17 protein-coding genes are annotated in these 21,245 nt (G+C 67.9%); 7 read left to right on the top strand and 10 right to left on the bottom strand.

Going from position 1 to position 21,245, the window contains the following annotated elements:
- The first annotated feature begins 25 nt into the window (after window positions 1–25).
- The 7 genes from I6N89_RS13210 to I6N89_RS13180 all read left to right on the top strand — a co-directional run bounded on the left by I6N89_RS13210 (window position 26) and on the right by I6N89_RS13180 (window position 8,819).
- Window positions 26–1,624, top strand: a complete 1,599-nt coding sequence (locus I6N89_RS13210; protein WP_207018912.1) for an ABC transporter substrate-binding protein — start codon at window positions 26–28, stop codon at window positions 1,622–1,624.
- Window positions 1,621–2,646 (top strand): ABC transporter permease, encoded by a 1,026-nt coding sequence (locus I6N89_RS13205; RefSeq protein WP_207018911.1) that lies wholly within the window; start codon window positions 1,621–1,623, stop codon window positions 2,644–2,646. Before I6N89_RS13210 ends, I6N89_RS13205 begins: the two co-directional genes overlap by 4 nt.
- A complete protein-coding gene (locus I6N89_RS13200) occupies window positions 2,643–3,482 on the top strand; it encodes an ABC transporter permease (RefSeq protein ID WP_207018910.1) in 840 nt (279 codons plus the stop codon). The genes I6N89_RS13205 and I6N89_RS13200 overlap by 4 nt, the downstream gene beginning before the upstream one ends.
- Window positions 3,448–4,467 (top strand): ABC transporter ATP-binding protein, encoded by a 1,020-nt coding sequence (locus tag I6N89_RS13195; protein ID WP_207018909.1) that lies wholly within the window; start codon window positions 3,448–3,450, stop codon window positions 4,465–4,467. The genes I6N89_RS13200 and I6N89_RS13195 overlap by 35 nt, the downstream gene beginning before the upstream one ends.
- Complete coding sequence (locus I6N89_RS13190; RefSeq protein ID WP_207018908.1) at window positions 4,464–5,453, top strand: ABC transporter ATP-binding protein; 990 nt, start codon at window positions 4,464–4,466, stop codon at window positions 5,451–5,453. Before I6N89_RS13195 ends, I6N89_RS13190 begins: the two co-directional genes overlap by 4 nt.
- 1 nt (window position 5,454) lies before the next feature.
- The gene (locus I6N89_RS13185) at window positions 5,455–7,764 is read left to right on the top strand and encodes a molybdopterin-dependent oxidoreductase (protein ID WP_207018907.1); all 2,310 of its coding nucleotides are present in this window, start codon (window positions 5,455–5,457) and stop codon (window positions 7,762–7,764) included.
- Between the two features lie 107 nt (window positions 7,765–7,871).
- Complete coding sequence (locus tag I6N89_RS13180) at window positions 7,872–8,819, top strand: LysR substrate-binding domain-containing protein (protein WP_207018906.1); 948 nt, start codon at window positions 7,872–7,874, stop codon at window positions 8,817–8,819.
- 6 nt (window positions 8,820–8,825) lie between these two features.
- Here I6N89_RS13180 and metC read toward each other — a convergent pair whose 3' ends face one another.
- From metC to I6N89_RS13130, 10 genes are all read right to left on the bottom strand, one after another.
- Window positions 8,826–10,007: a cystathionine beta-lyase gene (metC, locus tag I6N89_RS13175; protein ID WP_236016601.1), complete on the bottom strand. Its 1,182-nt coding sequence runs from the start codon at window positions 10,005–10,007 to the stop codon at window positions 8,826–8,828.
- A 1-nt stretch (window position 10,008) separates the two neighbouring features.
- Window positions 10,009–10,857 (bottom strand): sulfurtransferase, encoded by an 849-nt coding sequence (locus I6N89_RS13170; protein ID WP_207018904.1) that lies wholly within the window; start codon window positions 10,855–10,857, stop codon window positions 10,009–10,011.
- Window positions 10,854–11,597 carry a VOC family protein gene (locus I6N89_RS13165; RefSeq protein ID WP_207018903.1) on the bottom strand — a complete coding sequence of 248 codons (744 nt, stop codon included), beginning with the start codon at window positions 11,595–11,597 and terminating at the stop codon, window positions 10,854–10,856. Before I6N89_RS13165 ends, I6N89_RS13170 begins: the two co-directional genes overlap by 4 nt.
- Before the next feature lie 13 nt (window positions 11,598–11,610).
- On the bottom strand, window positions 11,611–12,939 hold the full coding sequence (locus I6N89_RS13160) for an NAD(P)/FAD-dependent oxidoreductase (RefSeq protein ID WP_207018902.1): 1,329 nt from the start codon (window positions 12,937–12,939) through the stop codon (window positions 11,611–11,613).
- Between the two features lie 53 nt (window positions 12,940–12,992).
- A complete protein-coding gene (locus I6N89_RS13155; protein ID WP_207018901.1) occupies window positions 12,993–14,933 on the bottom strand; it encodes a hydantoinase B/oxoprolinase family protein in 1,941 nt (646 codons plus the stop codon).
- A gap of 1 nt (window position 14,934) precedes the next feature.
- Complete coding sequence (locus I6N89_RS13150) at window positions 14,935–16,956, bottom strand: hydantoinase/oxoprolinase family protein (protein ID WP_207018900.1); 2,022 nt, start codon at window positions 16,954–16,956, stop codon at window positions 14,935–14,937.
- A 272-nt stretch (window positions 16,957–17,228) separates the two neighbouring features.
- On the bottom strand, window positions 17,229–18,545 hold the full coding sequence (locus I6N89_RS13145; RefSeq protein WP_207018899.1) for an amidase: 1,317 nt from the start codon (window positions 18,543–18,545) through the stop codon (window positions 17,229–17,231).
- A complete protein-coding gene (locus I6N89_RS13140; protein WP_207018898.1) occupies window positions 18,542–19,471 on the bottom strand; it encodes a polysaccharide deacetylase family protein in 930 nt (309 codons plus the stop codon). The genes I6N89_RS13145 and I6N89_RS13140 overlap by 4 nt, the downstream gene beginning before the upstream one ends.
- Window positions 19,468–20,436 (bottom strand): polysaccharide deacetylase family protein, encoded by a 969-nt coding sequence (locus I6N89_RS13135; protein ID WP_236016600.1) that lies wholly within the window; start codon window positions 20,434–20,436, stop codon window positions 19,468–19,470. The genes I6N89_RS13140 and I6N89_RS13135 overlap by 4 nt, the downstream gene beginning before the upstream one ends.
- Complete coding sequence (locus I6N89_RS13130; protein WP_236016599.1) at window positions 20,433–21,149, bottom strand: isochorismatase family protein; 717 nt, start codon at window positions 21,147–21,149, stop codon at window positions 20,433–20,435. Before I6N89_RS13130 ends, I6N89_RS13135 begins: the two co-directional genes overlap by 4 nt.
- Window positions 21,150–21,245 lie beyond the last annotated feature (96 nt).

Below are 21,245 nucleotides of genomic sequence, written 5' to 3'. Positions count from 1 at the left end.
GCCGCAACAGAGAGATATCCAACCCATGTCACCGCTCAAGCCGAACCGCCGACAGATCCTCGCGGGTCTTGCCGCGTCCGTTGCCATCCCCGCCCTGCCGCCGCTCGCCCGTGCCCAAGGCAGCGCCACGCTGACCGTCGCCACCGGCCCGGTGCCGGTCTATCTCAACGCCGCGCTCAGCACCGGCGGCGGCGAGGCGGCGGTTTCGGGCAAGATGATGGACGGCCTGCTGACCTATGGCGAAGGCATGTCCCCCGAGCCGCAGCTTGCCGAAAGCTGGGAGGTCTCCGAGGACGGGCTGACCGTCACCTTCAAGCTGCGCCCCGGCGTGATGTGGCATGACGGCGAGCCCTTCACCTCCGAAGACGTGCGCTTTTCGGTGATGGAAGTGCTCAAGGTGTTCCACGGTCGTGGCCGCGCCACCTTTGCCAATGTCACCGAGATCGAGACTCCGGACGAGCTGACCGCGGTCTTCAAGCTGACCAAGCCGGCGCCCGCGATGATGTCGGCGCTGAACGCGCAGGAAAGCCCGATGCTGCCGGCGCATGTCTATGTCGGCACCGACATCCAGCAGAACCCGGCCAACCTCTCGCCCATCGGCACCGGCCCCTATAAATTCGTCAGCTACGCCCCCGGCGAGACGCTGGTGATGGAGCGCAACCCCGATTACTGGGACGAGGGCAAGCCGCTGATCGACCAGTTGATTTTCCGCTACATCTCCGACGGCTCGACCCGGGCTGCGATGCTGGAGACCGGAGAGGCCGATTTGGTGGGGTCCAGCCAGCTTCCCACAATCGAGATCCTGCGCTTCCAGAGCCTTGACGGGTTCGAGGTGAACGGCGCGGGCTATGAGCATACACCCTCCATTCACCTGTGCGATTTCAACCTGCGCCGCCCGCAATGGCAGGACAAGCGCGTGCGCCAGGCGCTGAACTTTGCCATCGACAACAAATGGGTGGCCGAAAACGTTTGGTTCGGTCTCGCAAGCCCCGGCACCGGCCCTCTGCACGTTCAGCAAAAGGCGTTCTACACCACCGAGGGGGTGCCGAATTACGATATCGATCTGGAAAAGGCCGAGGCGCTGCTCGACGAGGCGGGCTATCCGCGCGGCGAGGACGGCTGGCGGTTCTCCATGGTGATCGACGCGGTGCAATATGGCGAGGAACCGCCGCGCGCCGCCGAGTACATGCGCGAGCAGTTCCGCGAGATCGGCATCAATGCCGAGGCGCGGGTGAACGATTTCGCGGCTTACGTGAAGCGCGTCTATACCGACCACGATTTCGACCTGACGAGCTACACCGCCTCTGCCGGCGCCGATCCGGCGATCGGGGTGCAGCGGTTCTACTGGTCGAAGAACATCAAGGACGGCGTGCCGTTCTCGAACGGCTCGGGCTATGCCAGCGACGAGGCTGACGCGCTGCTCGAAGCGGCGGCGATCGAGACCGATCTGGAGAAACGCAAACAGCTCTATGCCGACTTCCAGGCCGTCGCGATGGAGGATGTGCCGGTGATCCAGCTCGTCTACGATGCCAAGAAGACGATCACGAGCACCAATGTGAAGGATTACGTTCAGGGCGCGCTCAGCTTCTTCGGCAACTTCGCAGACGTGCATAAAGACGCATGAGCCTGACCGATACCTCTGCCCGGCGCGCCCCTGCGGCGCGTCTGGCCCTCCCGCCCTGGGCGCGTTTCCTGTTGGGCCGGCTCGGGCAGGCGTTTCTTGTCATGGCGCTGGTAGTGATCGGCAATTTCGTCATCATGCAGATGGCGCCGGGCGATCTGGTCACGGTCATTGCCGGCGGTGCCGACATGACGCAGGAGCAGATGGCCGATCTGCGCGCGCGCTTCGGGCTCGACCTGCCGCTGCTGGTGCAGTTCTGGAATTATGTCGCGCAGCTTCTGACCTTCGATCTGGGCTATTCCTACCGGATGAACGCGCCGGTCTGGGAGGTGCTCTCCGCCCGGCTGCCGACCACCGCCGCGCTGGTGGTGCTGTCGCTGCTGTTTTCGGTCACCATCGGTACGGTGATGGGCGTGGTTTCGGCCCGCAGGGCCGGCACGCTGACCGATATGGGGATCAATGCGGTGGCGCTGGTCCTCTATGCCGCGCCGAGTTTCGTCGTTGCGATGCTGCTGGTGCTGGTGTTCTCGGTCAAGCTCGGCTGGTTCCCCATCGCGGGTCTCACCACGGTTTCGGCGGGCTATACCGGCTGGGCGCTGGTCAAGGATATGGCCGCGCATCTGGTGATGCCGGTGACCGCGCTCTGCACCTTTTACGTGGCGATCTATGCCCGGCTCGCGCGCTCCACCATGCTGGAGGTGATGGATCAGGACTATGTCCGCACCGCCCGCGCCAAGGGGCTGAGCGAAACCCGGGTGATCTATGTCCACACGCTGCGCAACGCGCTGCTGCCCATCGTTACCATGGCGGGGCTTCAGGTCTCCACTGTGCTCGGCGGCGCGGTGGTGGTCGAGACGGTCTTTGGCCTGCCGGGCATGGCGCGCACCGCCTATGACGCGGTGTTCCAACGCGACACCACCATGCTGCTGGGCGTGATGTTCGTCAGCTCGCTCGCCATCGTCATCGTCAATCTGGCGGTGGATCTGCTCTATACCGTTCTCGATCCCAGGGTGAGCCTGAAATGAAACCCCCGTCGCAAATCCGGCGCTTCCTGCGCCACCCGTCAGGCGCGGTGGGGCTGGCGCTGCTGCTATTCTTCGTCGCCATGGCGCTGGCCGCGCCCTATCTCTTTCCGCAAGGGCCGTACAAGATGGTCGCCCGCCCGATGCTCTGGCCCGGGCAGAACCCCGATCTGCTGCTCGGCACCGACTCGCTCGGTCGCGACCTGCTGGTCTCGGTGGTCTATGGCGCGCGGGTGTCGCTGCTGGTGGGGCTCTCGGCGGCGCTGGCCTCGGCCATCGTGGGCGCTGCGGTGGGGCTGGTCTCGGGCTATTTCGGCGGCTGGATCGGCGACATGCTTATGCGCATCACCGACGCGTTCCAGACGCTGCCCTCCTTCCTCGCGGCGATCCTGATCGTCGGGCTGATCGGCCCGTCCATCGGCACCATCGTGACCTCTATCGCGCTGGTGAGCTGGCCCATGGTGGCGCGGCTGGTGCGGGCAGAGGTGCTGCGCATCAAGACGCTGGATTTTGTGCAGGCCTGCCGCATCATGGGCATGCCCGACTGGCGCATCATGCTGGCCGAGATCCTGCCCAACTCGCTCGGCCCCATCATCGTCGCCACCTCGCTGCTGGTCGCCAATGCCATCATCATCGAGAGCGGGCTTTCGTTCCTCGGCCTCGGCGATCCCAACATGATGAGCTGGGGCGGGGTGATCGGCAACGGCCGCTCGGCGCTGCGCATGGCCTGGTACATCACCATGATCCCCGCGGGCGCCGTGGTGCTGACCGTGCTGGCCCTGAACCTGATCGGAGACGCGCTGAATGACGTTCTCAATCCTCGACTCCGCAAGGGCTGAGCCGGTGACGACAGCGCCGCTCTTGTCCCTGGAGGATGTCCGCATCGACCTGCGCCCCGGCGTGCCGCTGGTGGAGGCGCTGAGCTTTGATGTCGCCCCCGGCGAGGCGCTGGCCATCGTCGGCGAGAGCGGCTGCGGCAAGTCGCTGACCTCGCTCGCGGTGATGGGGCTTTTGCCGAAGAACCTGAAGGCGGGGCAGAGCGGCAAGATCGTCTTCGAAGGCATGGATCTGGCCACCGCCTCCGAGGGCAAGCTACGGGGGCTGCGCGGCAACCGGCTGGCGATGATCTTTCAGGATCCGCTCTCGGCGCTGAACCCGGTGCTGAGCGTCGGCGCGCAGATCGCCGAGGTGCTCATCGCGCATGCCCGCATGAGCAAGGCGCAGGCCAAGGCGCGCGCCATCGAGCTGTTGGGTGAGGTCGGGCTGCCGCGTCCGGATCTGCGGTTCGGCGATTACCCGCATCAGCTTTCGGGCGGGATGCGGCAGCGGGTGACCATCGCCATGGCCATCGCCTGTGACCCCAAGCTGGTCATCGCCGACGAGCCGACCACGGCGCTCGACGTGACGGTGCAGGCGCAGATCCTCGACCTGCTGACCGAGATCCGCAAACGCACCGGGCAGAGCCTGATCCTGATCACCCACGATCTGGGCGTGGTGGGCGAGGTCGCCGACCGGATGATCGTCATGTATGCCGGCACCGTGGTCGAGGAAGGCCCGGTGGCCGAAGTGCTGAGCCGCCCGAAACACCCCTATACCGCAGGCCTGCTCGCCGCGCGGCCGTCGGGCAGCTATGTGCATGGCGGGCAGGCGCTGAGCGATATTCCCGGCACCGTGCCCGCGCCCGATGCGCGGCCCGAGGGCTGCCTCTTTGCGCCGCGCTGCGCCAGGGCCACCGCCCGCTGCCGCGAGGCGCGCCCGCCGCTCGACCGCGCCGGCGCCCGCGCGGTGCGCTGTTTCTTCCCCGTCGACGGAGCCCTCGCATGACCCGGTCTCTGGAACTGGTGAACCTCTCGCTGCACCACCCGACCCCGGCGGGGCCGCTGCGCGCGGTGGACGGCGTGAACCTGACGCTGAACAAGGCCGAGACGCTGGGGCTCGTGGGCGAATCCGGATGCGGGAAATCCTCTCTGGCGCGCTGCGTCGTGGGGCTCAACACCCCGCAGGAGGGCTCTATCGTGGTGGGCGGGCAGGCGCTCGGCACCTCCGCCGCCGACCGGCGCGCCGCCGCGCAGCGGGTGCAGATGGTGTTTCAGGATCCTATGGGCTCGCTCAACCCGCGCCACACCGTGCGCCGCAGCATCGAGCAGCCGCTGAAGATCCACGGGCGCGGCAGCGCCGCCGAGCGCCGCGCGCGGGTCGAGGAGCTGGCCGCGCAGGTGGGTCTTGGCCTGCATCTGCTCGACCGCTATCCGCACCAGATCTCGGGCGGGCAGCGCCAGCGGGTCTCCATCGCCCGGGCGCTGACGCTGGAGCCGGAGCTGATCGTCTGCGACGAGGCGGTCTCGGCGCTGGATGTCTCGGTGCAGGCGCAGGTGCTGAACCTGCTGACTAAGCTTCAGCGCGATCTGGGGGTGTCCTTCCTGTTCATCTCGCACGATCTGAGCGTGGTGCGTTACGTCTCGCACCGGATCGCGGTGATGTATCTCGGCCAGATCGTCGAGCTGGGCGACGCGGAATCGGTCTGGGCCGAGCGCCGCCACCCCTATACCCGCGCGCTCACCAGCTCGATTCCCGATGCCGCCGGCGGCATGCGCGGCGAGCGGCTGACCGGCGATGTGCCCTCGGCGGTGAACCCGCCTTCGGGCTGCCCGTTCCGCACCCGCTGCCGCCACGCGCAGGCGATCTGCGCCGAAGCGCGCCCGGCGCTCACCGACGACGGGCTGCCGCATCTTGTCGCCTGCCATTTCGCCCGGGACTTCGCCCCCCTAGAACGTGAGTCACCGCCGGTGCAGGCGGCGACGGGGGGCTGAGATGGGTACGAGCGATCAGACGAGGCTGCGACTCTCCGCCTCGCATTGGGGAGCGTTCCGCGCCGAGGTGGTGGATGGCGAGCTGCGCCGCATCGAGCCGTTCGAGCACGACCCCGAGCCCTCGGGGCTCATTCACGCCTGGCCCGAGATGCTGACCTCGCCGCTGCGCGTGGCCGCGCCTCTGGTGCGCGCGGGCTGGCTGAAGGGCGATGGCGGTGCCGGGCGCGGTGAGGACGACTTCATACAGGTCGGCTGGGACGAGGCGCTCGACCGCGCGGCGGGCGAGCTGGCGCGGGTGCGGCGCGATCATGGCGACGCGGCGATTTTCGGCGGCTCCTATGGCTGGTCCTCCGCCGGGCGCATCCACCATGCGCGCACGCTGATACGGCGGTTTCTCTATGCCTTTGGCGGCTCCACCGATCAGGTGATGAATTACAGCTACGGCGCCGCGCAGGCCTTTATCCCGCGCGTGCTGGGCACCAAGGCCGCCATCGGCTCGCATCTGACCTCCGCCGAGAGCATCGCCGCGCATTGCGATATCTTCCTCGCCTTCGGCGGGCTGCCGGACCGGACCTGGGCGGTGCAGTCGGGCGGTGCCTCGACCCATGTGCACGGGCGGTTCCTGGCGCAGCTCTCGGGCCTGCGGCTGGTCAATATCTCGCCCTCCAGGGCGGATCTCGACGGGGCGGAGGCGGAGTGGCTGCCGATCCGGCCCAATACCGACACCGCGCTGATCCTCGCGCTGACCCGCGAGGTGATCCGGGCGGGCCGGCACGACCGCGCGTTTCTCGACCGCTATACCGCAGGGTTCAGGCCCTTCGCCGCCTATCTGGCGGGTGACAGCGACGGCATCGAGAAAACTGCCGAGTGGGCGGCGGAGATCTGCGGGATCCCGGCAGAGACGATCCGCGCGCTTGCCCTCTCGCTGCCCGGCAAGCGGGTGATGCTGGCTGCGAACTGGGCGCTGCAACGGGCACGCCACGGCGAACAGCCGTTCTGGGCGCTGGCGGCGCTGGCGGCGGTGCTGGGACAGATCGGTCTGCACGGCGGCGGTTTCGGCTTTGGCTACGGCTCGACCAACGGGCAGGGCAATCCGCGTTTCGGCACGCCGCTGCACGGGCTGCCCATGGGGCCGAACCCGGCGAAATCGGTGATCCCGGTGGCGCGGGTGGCCGACATGCTGCTCGATCCCGGCGGGCAGTATCGCTTCATGGGCGAGACCGGCACCTATCCCGATATAAGGCTGGTCTATTGGGCGGGCGGCAATCCGTTCCACCATCATCAGGATCTCAACCGGCTGCGCGAGGCGTTCCGCCGGCCCGAGACGGTGATCGTGCACGAATGCCACTGGACCGCCACCGCGCGCCACGCCGATATCGTGCTGCCCGCCACCACCTCGCTGGAGCGCAACGATCTCGGCGGCTCCTCGCGCGAGCCCTATCTTCTGGCGATGGAGCAGCTTGTTCCGCCGCAGGGCGAGGCGCGCAACGATTTCGACATCTTCGCCGATCTCGCCGAGCGGCTGGGCGACCGCGACGCCTTTACCGGCGGGCGCGACGAGATGGGCTGGATCCGCCACTCCTATGGCCGCGCCGTGCAGGAGATGGCCGCGCGCGGCGTGACGCTGCCGGATTTCGAGCGCTTCTGGGCGCAGGGCTATGCCGAGATCCCGGCACCGCCCGAAACCTATGTGATGTTCGGAGATTACCGCGCCGATCCGGAGGCGCACCGGCTCAACACGCCGTCGGGCCGGATCGAGCTGTTCCAGAAGGATCTCATCGAAGAAACCGAGGGCCGCCAGCCCGGCCACCCGGCCTGGCTCGATCCTGAGGAATGGCTCGGCGCGCCGCTTGCAAAGCGCTATCCGTTGCACCTGCTGACGCCGCAGCCGGCGCGCAAGCTGCACGGGCAGATGGAGGGCAGCGCTTATGTCGCCGAGGGCAAGCGGGACGGGCTGGAGCCGGTGCGGATCTCGGAAAAGGCGGCGCGCGAGCGGGGCATTGCCGAGGGCGATATCCTGCGGATCTTCAACGACCGGGGTGCCTGCCACGCCTGGGCGCAGATCGACCCGGCGCTGCATGACGACGTGGCGATGCTGGCCACCGGCTCGGCCTACGATCCCGACGGGCGCGAGGACCGGGGCAGCAACCCCAACGTCCTGACCCGCGATATCGGCAGTTCGGAGATGGGGCAGGGCTGCGCTGCGCAGAGCTGCCTGGTCGAGCTGGCGCGGCTCGACGCGCCGCCGCGCCCGATCCGCAGCCACAAGCCGCCCCGGATCGTGCAGCGACAGGAAAACGGGCAAGAATGACTGGTAAGCCGCAACCGGAACGGGCATCTTCCCCCAATGCCGGGAAAAAGTCCCCTGCCAAGGGAAAGAAGACGCGGCAGGGCGGAGAGGGTACGGAGGTCAAGAGTATGCGGCAACTGACGATGCGCCAGGTCGAGGCCTTCCGTGCGGTGATGCTTCTGGGCAGCATGACCAAGGCGGCGGAGTTCCTCCAGATCTCGCAGCCCGCCGTCAGCCGCCTGATGGCCGACATGCAGGAGAGCCTCGGCTACACGCTGTTTCGTCGCACCCGGCACGGCACCATCCCCACGCCCGAGGCCAAGCGGCTGCGCGAGGAGGTGGGCTCGCTGTTTTCGGGGCTGGAGGAGCTCAACCGCCGCGCCTTCGCGATCCGCGATCTGGAGATCGGAGAGCTGCGCATCGGCACGATCAGCCTTTACGGCAACGGGCTTTTGCCGCAGATCATCTCACAGTTTCTCAGGGACAATCCCGGCGTCACCGTCAATCTCGAGGTCGATCACCACGACCGCATCGTCGATTGGGTGCAGTCCGACAAGGTGGAGTTCGGCCTGGTGTCGCTGCCCGCCTTCACCGGCGATCTCGATGTCGAGCTGATCTCGGCGGAGCCCGCCGTCTGCATCATGCCGCCGGATCATCCGCTGGCCGGCAAGCGCATGATCGAGCCGCAGGATCTGGCGGATTTCCCGTTCATCGGTTTCCCGCGCTCTTCGCCGACCCGGTTCCAGATCGACCAGATCTTTGACCGGCTGGGTCTGCCGCGCAAGGTGGTGGTCGAGGCGACCACCCATGAGGCAGTGTGCAATTTCGTCGCCGCCGGCGCGGGGGTGTCGATCATTTCGCCCTTCTCGCCCTATCTGCGCGAGAGCAACCGGCTGCTGGCGCGGCCCTTCCACCCGACACTGATGCGCGAGATCGGGCTGCTGACCCAGCCCAACCGCACCTCGCTGGTGGGGGCGCGGTTTCAGACATATATCGACGAGTATTTCCGCAACGCCACCCGGATGCCGATCGGGACGGCCGATCCCGCCGACCCGGCGCTGGCGCGCGGGCGCTGAGGCGCCTCACGCTTCGGCTGCGGCCCGGGCAAAGGCGCGGTCGAGATCGGCGATCAGGTCGGCGGGATCTTCCAGACCGGCATGAAAGCGCAGCACCGGCCCGCCTTTCCATTTGGGATGTTCGCGGCTCTCGGGATGGGCGGGCAGGGCGAGGCTTTCATAGCCGCCCCAGCTAAAGCCGATGCGGAAGCACGCCATGCCGCGCAGGAAGGCATTGATGCGCGCCTCGTCCCAGCCCGGCAGCTCCACCGCAAAGAGCCCGGAGGCGCCGGCGAAATCGCGTTTCCAGATCGCGTGGCCGGTGCAGTCGGGATGCGCCGGGTGCAGGATGCGGCCGGTCTCGGGGCGCGTCGCCAGCCATGTCGCCAGCGCCCGCCCGTTGGCATCGTGCCGCGCCAGCCGGACGTCCAGCGTGTGCAGCCCGCGCAGACCGAGATTGACCTCTTCGCTGCCCGCCACCATGCCGAGATCCTGCGTGGCGCGGCGCAGTGCGTCATGCGCCGCCTCACTCACCGCCACCACGCCCAGCATCGCGTCGGAATGGCCGGTGATGTATTTCGTCGCCGCGTGGATCGAGACATCGACGCCGTGCTCCAGCGGGCGGAAGTAATGCGGCGTCGCCCAGGTGTTGTCGATGGCGGTGACGATCCCGTGTTTGCGGGCAATGGTGACGATGGCGGGCACGTCCATCACCTCGAACGTGCCGCTGCCGGGGGATTCCATGTAGATGAGCCGGGTTTCCGGGCCGATCAGCGCCTCGATCCCCGCGCCGATGGAGGGGTCGTAGAAATCCACGCTCACGCCCATGCGGGACAGGCTTCGCACCATGGTGCGGCGCGCCGGGCCATAGACGCTGTCGACCATCAGCACATGATCGCCTGCCGAGAGATAGGCCATGTAGACCGCCATGATCGCCGCCAGACCCGAGGGGTAGGCGATGGCGCGATGGGCGCCTTCGAGTTCGGCCATGGCACTCTCGAAGGCAAAGCTCGTGGGCGTGCCCACACGGCCATAGAACGGCGCGTCAAAGGGGGTGGCGGCGGTGGCGTTGAACGCCTCCATCGAGCGGAAGGAAAAGGTCGAGGCGCGCACCACCGGCGGGTTGACCGGCAGACCGTCGCCGCCTTCGGGGCGCCCGGCCTGGATCAGTTTCGTGGGGTTGAGGGTTTCGGGTTTCGGTTCGGTCATCTCAGGAGACCCCTTCGCTGATGCGGGGCAGGTCGTCGCGCTGGCCCCATTCGTGCCACGAGCCGTCATAGAGCCGCGCCGCGCGGCCCAGCCGGGCGAGCTGGAACACCAGGATCGCGGCGGTCACGCCCGAGCCGCAGGTCGACAGTACCGGCTGGCTGGGGTCGATGCCGGCGGCGCGAAAGGCGGCTTCGGCATCGGCGGGGGGTAGGAAGGTGAAATCGCCCGATTGCGGCAGCATGACCTGCCAGGGCAGGTTGACCGCGCCGGGCATATGCCCGCCCGCGACACCGGGATAGCCCGAGTCCATTGCGCCGGAAAACCGCTCGGGGCTGCGCGCGTCGACAACCTGCGCGCCCTTCTCCAGCGCATCGCGGATCTCTTCCCAGCCGGCGATGCCGCGCGGCTGGTTGCGGATCGGGAAGAAGGCGGGCTCCGGCGTCTCGGGCGCGCCCTTGGCGATGGGCCGGCCCTCGGCTTTCCAGCGCTTCCAGCCGCCGTTGAGGATGCGCACCCGCTCGTGGCCGAAGCTGCGGAACATCCACCAGACCCGGGCCGAGACATAGCTGTCGTCATAGAGCACGATCTGGCAGCCCGCGTCGATGCCGAGCGCGCCCACATAGGTGCCGAAATGCGCGCCCGAGGGCATCATGTTGGGATGCGGGCTGTCGGGGTCCGACGCACGGTCGAGATCGAAGAACTGCGCGCCGGGGATATGCGCCGCCTCGAAATCGGCGCGCGGGTTGCGCCCGGCCTCGGGGATTGCCCAGGAACAGTCCAGCACCCGCAGGTTTTCTGTGCCGAGCCGCGCTTCGAGCGCGTCGGGTTCGATCAGGAAGGCATCGCTCATGCCGGCACCCCCGCGGTGACGCGCAGCGCGCTGCCCTCGATCCCGGCGAGCGGCGCGGTCACGCCGGAGAGCCTTATGCCGGTGCAGCCTCCGGTCCGCGCGGTGCCAAGCCCCTGCGGGTCGAGCGGCACGAAGCGCAGCGACTGGCCCGGCGTGACGGTGAGACGTGCGCCCAGCGGCTGCGGCAGCCCGGCCAGCGCCGCGACACGCCGGGCGGAGCCCTCCGGATCGGCGGCGGCGACGGTCAGCTCGGCGATGCCGGTGGCGCCGTTGGCATGCGGCACGGCGGCGGGGATGCGCAGGTTGCGGCCCTGCACATCCTCGATCAGGAAGGGCAGCGCGTCATCGCCGCCGGCGCCGATGCCGGTCAAAAGCAGGCGCAGCGCCCAATGGCCGTCCTCCACATCGTTGGCGACGTCATGAGTGGTGCCCAGCGTCACCCCCGCCGCCGCGCCGAACGCGCTGGCCTTGTCCACCGAGGGCACGGTGAGCGACCAGTCGCCGGGGCCCTCGGTCTCGGCGAGGATCGGCCCGAGCCGGTGGCTGGCGGCGCCTTCGGGCGTGAAGGCGGTGAGCAGCAGATAGCTGCCGTCGGCGAAACAGACGAAGCGATAGCTCGCGCCGCCCTTCTGCGTGGCGTCCTTGCGGGTCAACACGCTGAACCCGGCCGCCTGGAACGTCGCGGTGGCGGCGGCGAGATCGTGAACCAGCAGTACGATATGGTCGATGGGGGTGGTCATGGAGGACTCCGTCTCAGAACCCGATGGGCCAGTGTTCGATCTTGGTGCCGTCGGTGAAGCGCGACAGGCGATATGGCTCGGGGTCGACCAGTGGCGTCTTGCCCTGGATCATCTGCGCGATCATCCGCCCCGCGCCGGGCGCGACGCCAAGGCCGTGGCCCGAGAACCCGGTGGCCACATGCAGGCCGGGGATGTCGTCCACGCCGGAGATGATCGGCAGCGCGTCGGGGGTGGCATCGACCTGCCCGCCGATCCGGTCGGCGATCCTGATATCTTTCAGCGCCGGGAACAGCTTGCCGATATTCACCTTGGCCTCGTCGAGGATCTTGTGCGCGGGCTCGGGGTTCAGGATCCGCTCTTTCTCGAAGGGCGAGACCGCGTCGAGCTTCCAGGAATTCGGCACCATCAGCTCGTGGAAGCTGCGGCGCGACACGCGCAGCCGCATGGCCTTTTTCTCGTGGCTCAGCGCCTGCTGGAAATCGCGGTAAAAGCGGAAGCTGTCGGGCACGATGTCGACCGGATGCGCCGAGCGCATCGAGACGTTGTAGCCGCCATCCAGCCGCTTGCGGAAGCCGAAGCCGGGGCCGGAGCCGCAGCCCTCGGGGCCGCCCGCGATGGGCTCGGTGCGCATCACGTTGGCGAGGAACTTGAGCTGCGGGATGCGGATGCCGAGATTGCGCGCAAAGAGCGTCGACCAGGTGCCGCCCGCCAGCACTGCAAAGGGGCATTTGATCGCGCCCTTCTCGGTGACAACGCCGGAGAGCTTGCCGGCCTCGGTCTCCACCCCGCGCACCGCGCAGCGCGAAAAGGCCAGCGCGCCGAATTTGCGCGCGCCGGTGACCACGGCGGCGGTGACAAGCGCGGGCTCGGCCATGCCGTCCGAGGGCGTGTGCAGCCCGCCGGCAAAGTCGCGTGCCATGCCGGGCACCAGTTCTTTCAGCTCGTCGGACGTAATCTCGCGCGTGTCGAGCTGGTATTCCCTGGCGTAGTCGAGCCAGTGCAGGTATTTCGCCATCATCTCTTCGGTCTCGGCGAAATAGGTGATGCCCTGCTGACGAAAGCCGGTCTCTTCGCCGGTGAGCGCGTTGAGCCCCTTCCATTCCTCGAAGGCCTGGATCGCCAGCGGCAGCTCGCGCGGGTCGCGGCCCATCTTGCGCACCCAGCCCCAGTTGCGGCTGGATTGCTCGGCGCCGAATTCGCCCTTTTCGCAGATCACCACCTTGAACCCGGCCTCGGCGAGGAAGAGCCCGGTGCAGGCGCCGACGATGCCGCCGCCGATCACGACGACATCGGCGGATTTCGGAAGCTCGGTGTCGGAGGGCACGGTGGCAAGTTGATGCATGGTCTCACTCGTTCTGTCTGGGTGGGCCGGCCCGGTGACGGGCCGGGGCGGGCTCACAGGATCTGTGCGAGCCCCTCTTTGAGCAGGGCGTTTACGGTTTCGGGGTCGGCGCCTTTGGGCTGGCGTTCGGTGACCCAGGTCTTGACCGCCGAGCGCAGGCCCGAGGGCGCCTCGAGCAGCCCGATGGAGAGCGCCACGGTGGAGGGTTCCGGCCAGTCGGTCTCATAGGCGCGGCGTTGGGCGCCGACATTGAAGAGCCCGTCTTGCGGTTCGGTCCTGGCTTTCGCCTCTGCCCGCGCGGCCCCGCTCGCCTGGAGATCGAGCGCGCCGTCGCGGATCACCACGCCGTAATCGACCAGCGCGCGCGCTTCGCTCAACAGCCCGTCGCGGACATCCAGCAGCACCGCCTCCGGGTCGCGCTCCAGCGGGTCGCCAAAGCCGCCGCCCGAGGGGGAGCGCAGATGCAGCCGGTCGCCGCGCCCGAGTTTTTGCAGCTCGATCATGCTGACCGGTTCGCCGTTCTTCCAGCCGCCGCCGCAATGACCGGCAGCGCCGCCGGCCACGCCCCAGGGCTGAAAGGTGAACCGGTCGCAGCCGCGCACCGAAAAGGTGGCTTCGTGGCTGCGGTTCTCCAGCTCGATCTCCAGCGCCGCGCCGCCGCGGTAGCGGCCCGCGCCGAAACTGTCGGTGACCAGCCCGAAGCGGCGCACGAGGAAGGGCATCTCGTGCTCCACGCTTTCGGTGGGCGCCGAGCGCAGGAAGCCGAACGGCGTGTCGATGGCGTCGATCCCGTCCATGCTGCGCCGCCCGCCGGAGCCGCCGATCAGCGGCTGGATGACCGAGACCCTGGGCTTGCGGGTCAGCGGGTCGGTGACCGAGGCGGCGATGATCGCCGCCTGCGAACCACCGCCGCCCGCCAGCGCCTCGGGGATCGCCTGATTGAGGCAGCCGAGCACGAGGTCGTAGATGCGGGTGTAGGAGGCGGCACGGTTGCCCGAGGCCGCCGGGAACTCGGCGTTCATGATCACGCCCTTGGGCGCGCGGGTGCGGATCGGGCGCACGATGCCGCCATTCATCGGCATCTCGGGCGAGGAGCTGAGCAGATAGGCCACGAAGCAGCGCACCAGCGCCGGGTGCGGCGCCGCGCCGGTGACGAAGTTGCACGCGGCCTGCACCTGCGGCGAGGATCCGGTGAAATCCAGCAGCACATCCGAGCCGGTGACCGTCATCGTGCAGCGCAAGAGCAGCGGCTGGCCCGCGACCACCTCGATATAATCCGAAAAGCTCCACGACCCGTCCGGCAGATCCGAGATCACCTCGCGCGCCTTGGCCTCGCCATAGGCCAGCACCTCACGGATACCCGCCGTCAGGTCGTCGACGCTGTAGCGCTCCACCAGCTCGATGATCCGCCGGTCCATGGAGGACAGCGCCGAACACATGGCGATGATGTCGCCCCATGTCTCGGACGGGATACGGCAGTTGTCCGAGATGATGTCCTTGAGCTGCTCGTTGAGCTCCCCCTCGCGGAAGAGCTTGACCGGGCGCATGCGCAGCCCTTCCTGGAAGATCTCGGTAAAGGACGGCGAAATCGAGGAGGGCACCGCGCCGCCCACGTCCGAGACATGCGCAAACGCCCAGGAGAAGCACAAAAGCTCGCCCTCATGGAAGATCGGGCGCAGGGTGAAAATGTCGGGTGTGTGGGTGCACATGCCCTCGGTCGAGAACGGATCGTTGGTGATGATCACATCGCCGGGGTGGATGTTCTCGACCCCGATCCGGTCGATGGCCGGTTTCAGCGACAGGCCCACCAGCGTCGCCACCCCGTTGGAGCGGGGATAGGCAAAGACTTCGCCCTCCACCGTGCACATGGCGCATTGATAATCCTGCGTCTGCTTGATGAAGGTGGTGTGGGCGGTCTTGTAGAGGATGATCGAGGCTTCCTCGACCAGCGCCGCAAAGCGGTTGCGCATCACCTCGGTGCGGATCGCGTCCATCTCAGGCCTTCCTTTCCAGAACGAGTTCGCCGATCTCGCCCGCCGTGGCGGTGAAGCCCGCGGGCACGAGGATCGAGGTGTCCACCTGGTCGATGATCGCGGGGCCGTCGACCGAGGCCGCGGCGCCGAGATCGCCGCGCGCATAGATCGGCACCGCGTCGACGGTCTGCCCGGCAAAGCGCATCGGGCGGTGGCCGGTGGGGGCGGCCTCGCCGGTGCCCGCGCTGCGGCTGTCTCCGCCCGGCGGGGTGGGCAGCAAGCCCACGATGCGCACGCGCAGCTCGACGAATTCCACCGGCGCTGCGGGGTCGGCATGGGAATAGACGCGCTGGTGTTCGGCGTGAAAGGCCGCTTCGGCCTCCGCACGTCCACCCCCCTCGGGCAGCGCCACGTCGAGCGAGAAGGACTGGCCGACATAGCGCATTGATGCGTAGCGCTCGATCGAGGTGCCGAGCAGCCAACCCGGCTCGATCTGCCCCGCGAGCCAGTCGCGGGTCTGCGCTTCGAGCTGCTCGAAAACCGGCTCGACCTCGACCGGGCCGCGCACCGAGCGCACGGCGTCGTGGATCACCGGCGCGACGAGACAGCCCGCCGCGCAAAAGACCGAGGGCGTCGGCGGCACGAGCACGCGGGAAATCCCCAGCTCATCGGCAAGCAGCGGCCCGTGGATCGAGCCCGCGCCGCCGAACAGCACCAGCGTGAGCTGCTGCGGATCGACGCCGAGCCGCGCCATGTAGGGCATCGCGCGGCCCACCATGGTGGCGGTGGCCACGGTGATCGCATTGTCCGCCGCCTCCGCCGTGCCGGTGCCCAGCGTTTCGGCGATGGGGGCAAAGGCCGCCTCGGAGGCCGCGCGGTCGAGCACCAGATCGCCGCCCAGCAGCGCGTCGCCGAGATAGCCGCAGAGCAGGTAAGCATCCGAAAGTGTCGGCTCCGTGCCGCCGCGCCCGTAGCAGGCGGGGCCGGGGCGGGCGCCGGAGCTGCGCGGCCCGGCACGCAGAACCGCGCCGTCGGTCCAGAGGATCGAGCCGCCGCCGGCGCCCATCGCCTCGATGGTGGTGACCGGCAGGGTCAGCGGGAAATCCCCGATCTCGGAGCCGTTGGAGGTGATCGAGCGCCCGTCGCGCACCAGCGACATATCGGTGGAGGTGCCGCCCATATCCATGGTTAAGAGGTCGTCCTGCCCGGTGAGCTGACCCAGAAACTGCGTCGCGGTGACCCCGGCGGCGGGGCCGGAGAGCAGCGTGTGCACCGGGAAGACCCGCGCCTCGGCAGAGGACATCATGCCGCCATTGGATTTTGCCACGAACAGCCGCGCCTCGGGCAGCTCTTCGGCAAGAAAACTCTCGACCTCGCCCAGATAGGCCGACATCACCGGCTTTACAAAGGCATTGAGCACCCCCAGCGTGGCGCGTTCGTATTCGCCCTCCTGCGGCCAGACCTCGTGGCTCAGCACCACGTCCATATCCGGCTCGGCAGCAAGGATCGCGTCGCGCGCGGCCAACTCATGGGCGGGGGCGGCGTAGGAATGCAGGAAGCAGACCACCAGCGTATGGATCCCCTTGGCCTTGGCGTTGCGCGCGGCGGTCACGCAGGCGCCGGTGTCGAGCGCCGCGATCTCGCGACCCTCGGGGGCGGTGCGCTCGTCGATCTCATAGACCTCCGAGCGCGCAATCAGCGGCTCGACGCGAGAGGAGAACATGTCGAAAGGCTTCAGCACCCGCAGCCGCCCGAGCCGCAGGATATCCTTGAACCCTTCGGTGACCAGCAGGGCCAGCGGCGCGCCGGAGCGTTCGATGACGGTGTTGGTGCCCACGGTCATGCCGTGCACGATCAGGATCGGCTCGTCAGGCGCGCGTTCGATGCGCGGCAGCAGATCGCGCAGCCCGGTCTTGATGCCCTCGGCGAAATCCGGCGGGGTCGACGGGGTCTTGTGCGTCAGGATCCGGTCGAAGCCTTCCTTGCCCTGCCAGACGGCGAAATCGGTGAAGGTGCCCCCGATATCAATTCCGATGCGTATCATTCCTGTCCTCGGTCACAGCGGCTGCGACGCGCGCGGCCTCATGGATACCGTCATGACATGCGTAGAGATGATGTAAATGCTTTTAGCTATAATATGTCAGTATGTATTGTCGGTTTGTGGAATGATGATGAAATACGCAGCTTTCACCGCTGATATGTGTGAAAACGGGCAGGCTTCGTGCTTATTTGTCATGGTTTCTTCGCGGGGCGCGGAACCGGCGCCCTCTCGGCACTGGATGGCGCGCTCACATAGAACACAGTGTAATGTAAAGATCAGGCGCCGCGCGGCGGGCAGGTGGCAAAGAGCCCTTCCAGCGCTGTCGCCGTATTCAGCAGCGCCGCGTCGCGCCCGCGCGGCGCGATCAGCGAGACGCCGGCGGGCAGCAGGCCGGGGCCGTGCGGCAGCGGCAGGTGGATCACCGGCAGATGCAGCAGTGTCCAGATCCGGTTGCAGAGCGCGCCGCCCGTGTTTTCCGGCCCGATGGGCGCCACATCGGGTGCCGACGGGGTGAGTACCGCGTCGAAAGGCGCAAAAAGCGCATCCGTCCGGGGCCGCATCGCGGCGGCGAAATCGAGCGCGTCGAGGAAATCGTCTTGCATCGGCGCGGTGACGATGCCGCGCAGCTCGGGGTAGAGATCGGGAAAGCGCAGCGCCTCGTTCAGAAAGGTGGCGCGCATCTCGCCCTGCATCACCGTCTTATGCGCCTCGGAAAGCCGCGCGCCCTCCGGTTCCGGCAGCTCGACCGGGATCACCTCGGCACCCGCGCCGCGCAGCGCCTCTGCCGCCATGGCCAGCGCCGCCAGCGCCGGCGGTTGCAGGAGGTCTGCCACCGGCGACAGGCAGAGCCCGATGCGCAGGCCGGCGATCTCTGGGGCGACGGGGAGGGCGGCCTGCCATTGGAAGGCCCGCCAGAGCAGTGCAAGGTCGCGGACGGACCGGCCATACCAGCCGAGTGTGTCGAGGCTTGCTGAGCAGCTCCGCATGCCCTCGGTCGGCACGCTGCCCCAGCTCGGTTTCATCGCGGGCACGCCGCAGAATGCCGCCGGGCGGATCACCGAGCCGCCGGTCTGGGTGCCGAGCGCCAGCGGCACCTGGAAATCCGCGACCGCCGCGCCGGAGCCGCTGGAGGAGCCGCCCGGCGTGTGGGCCGGATCATGCGGGTTGCGCGTGGCCGCGCGCCGTCCGTTCACCGCGAATTCCACCGTGTCGAGCTTGCCCAGCACGATGGCGCCGTGATGGCGCAGGATCTCCACCGCCGCCGCGTCCTGCGTCGGGCCGTCGCTCTGGTGATGCGGGGAGTTCATGCCGGTGGGCATGTCGGCGGTGCGGATCACGTCCTTGATGCCGACCGGCACGCCATGCAGCAGCCCTTGCGGCGCGCTGCGGTCTGCGGCGCGGGCGGCGGCGAGCGCCGCCTCGGGGTCGAGATGGGTCCAGGCGCGCACCGCCTCGTCGCGCACGGCGATCCGGTCGAGACAGGCCTGCACCAGCGCCTCGCTGGTGAGCCGACCCGCGCGGATCTCGTCTGCCGCCGCAATCGCGTCGAGCGCGGCGAGATCGCCGGAGGCCGGGCGCGGCAGCCCGGTCATGCGGGAACCTGCGCCGCCCAGTCTGCGGCCAGCGCGCCGCCGGTCGCGGGTTTCACCTCCGAGTCGGAAAGCAGCGAACTGAACAGCCGGTCGAGCGTCGCGATCTTGGCGGGCCGCCCCGCCACCCAGGGCGAGAGCGACAGCGACAGAATGCGCCCGCCATAGGTCGCGGTCTCCGACAGCAGCAGATCGCGCGCGGCCTCCACCTGTCCGGACCAGATCGCGGCGGGCTGGGCCTGAAGCTGCATCACCTTGCGGTCGGACAGATCGTAGCTGAGCGGCATCTGCACCAGAGACCCCGCATCTGTGCGGAAGCGATAGGGCATGTCGTCATTGATCCAGTCGGCGATCCATTGGCCACCCTCGGCGGCCACCAGATCGGCGGTGCGGGGCGATTGCGAATGCGCCGGCGAATGCCAGCCGGTCACCGCCTGCCCGGAAATGCGTCTGAGCGTTGCAAAGCTTTCGGCGACAAGCCGCGCCTCTTCCTCGGGCGGGATTTCGCCATGGTGCAGATGGCCCATATCCACGCCAGACGCCGCGATCTCCCAGCCGCGCTCCAGCATCGCCTCCATCAGCGGCGGGCAGCGCTCTGCCACCGCCGCGTTCATCGCCACGGTGGGCGTGATGCCGTGCCGGTCGAGCAGCCGCATCAGGCGGAAGATCCCGACCCGGTTGCCGTAATCGCGTTCGGTATAATCCCAGACGCTGACGCCGGGGCGATCGAACCCGCCGATGGGCAGCAGCGGCTTGCCCGGCATGTTGAGCGGGAAATGCTCCAGATGCAGCGTGACCCAGAGCGCCAGCTTGCCACCGTGCGACCATTGCACCGGCGGCGCATCGCGCAAGGACCGGAAGGCAAAGCGGTCGTGATCGACCCCCTCGCGGCGGTTCGGATAGTCGAAATAGCTCTCGGGCACGCTCATTCCCCGCCCTCCTGACCAAGGCCGGCGATCCAGCGCTCCATCTCATCGTAATGGTGGTCGTTGAACCACTGCGCGATCTCGCGCCCGGTCGCGAGCCAGACGCCGCTATGCGAGCAGATGTAATCCAGCGCCTGATCGAGGATCCACAGCCGGTGCGGCTGGCCGATGAGATAGGGGTGCAGCGGCAGGCACATGACGGTGCCGCTCTCTTCGCCCTCGGCATAAAGCTGGTCGAAATGATCCTTGATGAGCTGGAGGTAATCCTGCGGCGAGATGCTCTGGAAGTTCAGCACCGGCACGTCGTTCACATCCATCATATAGGGCAGCGAAGTGAATTTCTTACCCGAACGGGTCTTCACCGGCATCGGCTGGTCGTCGTGGAACAGATCGAGCGTGTAGAGCAGCCCTTCCTCTGCGAGCAGATCCTGCGTTTCCAGCTCGTTCGAAATCGCGGGGGAGAGCCAGCCGTCGAGGCGCTGCCCCGAGACCCGCAGGATCGTCTTGCGCGCGTCGCGGATCACCCGGCGCTGCTCGTCCTCACTCATGCCGTACATGTAGCGGGTGTTGTAGATGCCGTGGCTGAAGAGCTCCCAGCCCAGTTCGCAGCAGCGTTCGATGATCTTCGGGTAATGGTCGCAGACCGCCACGTTGAGCGAGACCGAACCACGCACGCCATGCGCCGCCATGACATCGGCCATCCGGTCGAAACCGACGCGGTTGCCGTAATCGCGCATGGCGTAGTTGAGCACGTCCGGCTCGGGCCGATACCAGACCGCGCGGGCCTCACTGGCGGGTGGGGCCAGCTCGTAGAATTCGATATTGGGCGCGACCCAGAAGGCCAGACGCTTGCCCTCCGGCCATGTTATCTTTGGTCGGCCCATATAGGGGGCGTAGTCATAATATCCGGGCTCGGGCGGCACGCTGCGCCCGGCCATGAAACCGGGTTTGGTCGGCAAAAGGCTCATTTCTGGTCCTTCAGATGGGCGAGATGGGAGAGGACATCGACAACCGGGCGGATGTCGGCATATTTCGTCGCCATGTCGTAGAGATTGGCGTAATGCGGGCCGGGTTCGCGGTCGGCCACGCATTCCAGCGGCAGGGTGACGGGCAGGCCAGAGGACATGGCGTCGACCGCGGTCTGACGCACGCAGCCCGAGGTGGCGCCGCCGGTGACGATCACGCTGTCGACACCCGCGAGCCGCAGATACGAGGGCAGATGTGTCTCGAAAAACGCCGATGCCATGCGCTTGCGCAACACCAGATCGCGGGCGCGGTCCACGTCGAGGCGCGGGTCGAGTTCCGCATGAGGGTGGTCTTCGGTGACGGTATGGATCGCGGTGGGAGAGGTCGAACGCCGTCCCCAGAGCCCGCAATCGCTGCCGTCCGGGCGGTAGGCGACATAGGTCCAGACCACGGGCAGGCCGAGGCCGCGCAGAGCGCTTGCCAGCGCATCGATCGCGGTGAACTGCTCGGGGTGGCCGGGATAGGCGGTGCCAAAGCTGCCGGTATCGGTGTAGCGCCGTTGCAGGTCGACATTGATCAGCGCAGGCCGCTTGCCCAGCCCGAAAGGCGTGAGCGGGTCGCGTGCCATCCAGGCCTCGAAATGCGCGCGAGCGGCGGCGCCGAACGGGTCGTCGCCGGTGTCGCGGGCGACCTGATCGAAATGGGTGTGAGTCATGCCCGGGTCTCCATGTCGCCAAAGATCCGGCCCGGCGGCAAACAGTCAATATAACATGAATTGTCCTGATATCTGTTATTGAAGAATGCTGAATTA

Origin of the sequence: Salipiger abyssi (assembly GCF_017311415.1) — a bacterium.
GTDB lineage: Bacteria > Pseudomonadota > Alphaproteobacteria > Rhodobacterales > Rhodobacteraceae > Salipiger > Salipiger abyssi_A.
The sequence above is the reverse complement of the archived record's forward strand: the minus strand, read 5'-3'. Positions and strand labels throughout refer to the sequence as shown.

Bases quoted from the DNA above. Each gene is read 5' to 3' on its own strand.
- I6N89_RS13170 (WP_207018904.1), bottom strand. From the start codon at position 10,857: ATGAGCGATGCCTTCCTGATCGAACCCGACGCGCTCGAAGCGCGGCTC.
- I6N89_RS13150 (WP_207018900.1), bottom strand. From the start codon at position 16,956: ATGATACGCATCGGAATTGATATCGGGGGCACCTTCACCGATTTCGCC.
- I6N89_RS13160 (WP_207018902.1), bottom strand. From the start codon at position 12,939: ATGCATCAACTTGCCACCGTGCCCTCCGACACCGAGCTTCCGAAATCC.
- I6N89_RS13145 (WP_207018899.1), bottom strand. From the start codon at position 18,545: ATGACCGGGCTGCCGCGCCCGGCCTCCGGCGATCTCGCCGCGCTCGAC.
- I6N89_RS13130 (WP_236016599.1), bottom strand. From the start codon at position 21,149: ATGACTCACACCCATTTCGATCAGGTCGCCCGCGACACCGGCGACGAC.
- I6N89_RS13190 (WP_207018908.1), top strand. From the start codon at position 4,464: ATGACCCGGTCTCTGGAACTGGTGAACCTCTCGCTGCACCACCCGACC.
- I6N89_RS13200 (WP_207018910.1), top strand. From the start codon at position 2,643: ATGAAACCCCCGTCGCAAATCCGGCGCTTCCTGCGCCACCCGTCAGGC.
- I6N89_RS13180 (WP_207018906.1), top strand. From the start codon at position 7,872: ATGCGGCAACTGACGATGCGCCAGGTCGAGGCCTTCCGTGCGGTGATG.
- I6N89_RS13140 (WP_207018898.1), bottom strand. From the start codon at position 19,471: ATGAGCGTGCCCGAGAGCTATTTCGACTATCCGAACCGCCGCGAGGGG.
- I6N89_RS13185 (WP_207018907.1), top strand. From the start codon at position 5,455: ATGGGTACGAGCGATCAGACGAGGCTGCGACTCTCCGCCTCGCATTGG.
- I6N89_RS13205 (WP_207018911.1), top strand. From the start codon at position 1,621: ATGAGCCTGACCGATACCTCTGCCCGGCGCGCCCCTGCGGCGCGTCTG.
- I6N89_RS13210 (WP_207018912.1), top strand. From the start codon at position 26: ATGTCACCGCTCAAGCCGAACCGCCGACAGATCCTCGCGGGTCTTGCC.
- metC (WP_236016601.1), bottom strand. From the start codon at position 10,007: ATGACCGAACCGAAACCCGAAACCCTCAACCCCACGAAACTGATCCAG.
- I6N89_RS13195 (WP_207018909.1), top strand. From the start codon at position 3,448: ATGACGTTCTCAATCCTCGACTCCGCAAGGGCTGAGCCGGTGACGACA.
- I6N89_RS13165 (WP_207018903.1), bottom strand. From the start codon at position 11,597: ATGACCACCCCCATCGACCATATCGTACTGCTGGTTCACGATCTCGCC.
- I6N89_RS13135 (WP_236016600.1), bottom strand. From the start codon at position 20,436: ATGAGCCTTTTGCCGACCAAACCCGGTTTCATGGCCGGGCGCAGCGTG.
- I6N89_RS13155 (WP_207018901.1), bottom strand. From the start codon at position 14,933: ATGGACGCGATCCGCACCGAGGTGATGCGCAACCGCTTTGCGGCGCTG.